General features: G+C 43.6%; 5 protein-coding genes. 3 read left to right on the top strand and 2 right to left on the bottom strand.

The annotated features are described in order from the left end of the window. Nucleotides 1-147: 147 nt before the first annotated feature. Nucleotides 148-426 (bottom strand): type II toxin-antitoxin system YafQ family toxin, encoded by a 279-nt coding sequence (locus ACI32D_RS05115; RefSeq protein ID WP_439775544.1) that lies wholly within the window; start codon nucleotides 424-426, stop codon nucleotides 148-150. Next, nucleotides 426-707: a type II toxin-antitoxin system RelB/DinJ family antitoxin gene (locus ACI32D_RS05110; protein ID WP_439775543.1), complete on the bottom strand. Its 282-nt coding sequence runs from the start codon at nucleotides 705-707 to the stop codon at nucleotides 426-428. Before ACI32D_RS05110 ends, ACI32D_RS05115 begins: the two co-directional genes overlap by 1 nt. A gap of 210 nt (nucleotides 708-917) precedes the next feature. Here ACI32D_RS05110 and ACI32D_RS05105 point away from each other — a divergent pair, with 210 nt between their 5' ends. The 3 genes from ACI32D_RS05105 to ACI32D_RS05095 all read left to right on the top strand — a co-directional run. After that, a complete protein-coding gene (locus ACI32D_RS05105; protein ID WP_439775542.1) occupies nucleotides 918-1,358 on the top strand; it encodes a LytTR family DNA-binding domain-containing protein in 441 nt (146 codons plus the stop codon). A 12-nt stretch (nucleotides 1,359-1,370) separates the two neighbouring features. Then, nucleotides 1,371-1,805 (top strand): DUF3021 domain-containing protein, encoded by a 435-nt coding sequence (locus tag ACI32D_RS05100; protein ID WP_439775541.1) that lies wholly within the window; start codon nucleotides 1,371-1,373, stop codon nucleotides 1,803-1,805. Between the two features lie 130 nt (nucleotides 1,806-1,935). Then, the coding region (locus tag ACI32D_RS05095; protein ID WP_439775540.1) for an FAD-dependent oxidoreductase at nucleotides 1,936-2,238 on the top strand (303 nt) is incomplete at its 3' end.

Raw genomic sequence — 2,238 nt, 5'->3', positions numbered from 1 at the left:
TATGAGGACTTAATGTCACTTTTACAGAAATGAAATAGAGCTTCCAGATTTTTTCTGGAGGCTCTATTTGCATCTTAATCTTAGGGAAACATATTTCTGATATTTGTTCAATTGTTAACTCGATATTAAAAACAATGGTATTGCTTGCTACAAATCGAATAAATCTGCGTGGCTCCCCGTATCAATTAGGGTTAATGTAAGTTGATCATTCTCGATTAAATAAATCAACAACCAATTTGGCTTTATATGACATTCACGAAATCCGATAAATTTTCCTTTTAATGAATGGTCTTGATATCTATCAGCAAGTTGCCCCCCTTGTCTCAAGACATCAACTACTTGATCTAAAAGTGAAACATCATAGCCCCTTTTTAGCATACGCTTATAGCTCTTTTTATAAGCTGACGTAAATTTAACGGAGTACATTAGTCACCTTCAAGCAATGCTGCTTTTAATTCTGCCATGGAATTGTATCCAGGAACGTTTGGGTCTTGTGAAATTTTTTTCGCTTCTTCCATTGCTGAAAGAGTAGAGGCACTATACTTTGGACGTTCAACTTCAAAAGGCAATCCATCATGCATAATGCATTGACGCAAAAAAATATTAACTGCACTGGACATATCTAGGCCAAGATCATCGAATAATTCATTTGCTTCTTTTTTTACTTCTTTGTCTATTCTGATTTGAGTTGCTACTGTAGTCGTCATAGAAATACCTCCTTTATGTTTTTAATTGTACGCCCGTAGGTTTACATTGTCAATCAAAAGATAAACAAGCGAAAATAGAAAGCGGATTATTATATTCTATTTGCATTTTAGGGGGCAATTTTTGCATCTTACCGGAAAAGCTGGGACAAGACCGGCAAAAAACGATACGATAATATTGCAAACGAGCCAAAGAGAAAGAAGGTGGCCAGCATGAAGGTTAAAGTTGAGCTGAATAAAGACCAGGATTTGCCCCTGGCAGTGATCTATACCGACAAAATGACTGAAGAGGTTGAGCGGGCAGTTGCTTTCCTGGAAAACAGCGCCAGCTCTGCTCCTTTAATCGCCCAGCAGGAAGACCGCCTGGTCATCATCAAGCCTAGTGACGTCATCCTTGTCCGGGTCGAAGGCGGGGATACGGTCATCTACACCGGAAAAGGCAAGTATTTTTCCAGAAAGCGCCTGTATGAGGTTTACCAGCAGCTGGGCCAGAACTTCATGCAGATTTCCAAGCAAGCCGTCGTCAACTTGATCTGCCTGGAAAGCGTTGAAGCATCTTTTAACGGGACCATGTTTCTGCGTTTAGAGCATGGTCTGTCTGATTACATTTCCCGCAAATACCTGCCCGCTTTTAAGCAGTATTTGGGGCTTTAGGAGGGGATAAAAATGTCTGCCCAGAAAAATATCCTGGTCAGTTCCTTGATCGGAATTGGCATCGCCGCCGTCTCGTCCTGCCTGGTCGGCCTGCTGCTCTTAGCAAATGGCGCAGGCAGCTTGACCATGACGGTTGCTGAATACACGCAGATGCTTGCCGGCATCGTCTTAGTCGGCCTCGGTTTTGGCCTGCCCAGCATCGTTTATCAAAACGACAAGCTGGCACCGGCCTACCAAATCTTGATCCACATGGGAACCGGCTGCCTGGTCATGACCCTGGTCAGCTTCTGGACTGGCTGGATCCCGGCTAAAGCTGGCTTTTGGCCAGCTTTCCTGACTATTGCTGGTGAAATCGCCGTAGCCTTTATCGTCTGGCTAATTTTTTACCAGCATGAAAAGAAGCTGGCTCAGAAGATGAACGATCGGATCAAGCAGCTGAAAAAGTAGCTATTAAGCAAGGTTGGAAGTGATTCCAGTCTTGTTTTTTCGTAGAAACAGGAAAGTTGAACTTGTAAAAAATAAGGAGTATCGTTTGTATATCTTTTAGATTCAATCTATAGAAATGTGAGCTAATGCAATGAAAAAATACGACTACATCATCATCGGCAGCGGCCCGGCGGCTAATCACCTGCTCTTCAAGTTAGCAAGAACTGACCGGACCGCCCTGGTCATTGAAAACAACTTGTGGGGCGGAACCTGCCCAAATACCGGCTGCCAGCCGAAGATTTTTCTGGAAGGCGCCGTCCGGCCGGTTTTGAACACTTATTATCTGACTGGCAAAGGAGTAAAGGAAGCCGCCAAGCTGGACTGGAAAACTTTGATCAAGCGCAAAAAAGAGATCTGGGCAGAATTTCGTCAAGAAGAGCGGGCCAGCATTGAA

This window comes from Lactobacillus sp. (assembly GCF_051873315.1).
Lineage (GTDB): Bacteria > Bacillota > Bacilli > Lactobacillales > Lactobacillaceae > Lactobacillus.
Note: the sequence above shows the minus strand (reverse complement) of the source record. Positions and strands in the feature narration are given on the sequence as shown.

Bases quoted from the DNA above. Each gene is read 5' to 3' on its own strand.
- ACI32D_RS05105 (WP_439775542.1), top strand. From the start codon at position 918: ATGAAGGTTAAAGTTGAGCTGAATAAAGACCAGGATTTGCCCCTGGCA.
- ACI32D_RS05110 (WP_439775543.1), bottom strand. From the start codon at position 707: ATGACGACTACAGTAGCAACTCAAATCAGAATAGACAAAGAAGTAAAA.
- ACI32D_RS05100 (WP_439775541.1), top strand. From the start codon at position 1,371: ATGTCTGCCCAGAAAAATATCCTGGTCAGTTCCTTGATCGGAATTGGC.
- ACI32D_RS05115 (WP_439775544.1), bottom strand. From the start codon at position 426: ATGTACTCCGTTAAATTTACGTCAGCTTATAAAAAGAGCTATAAGCGT.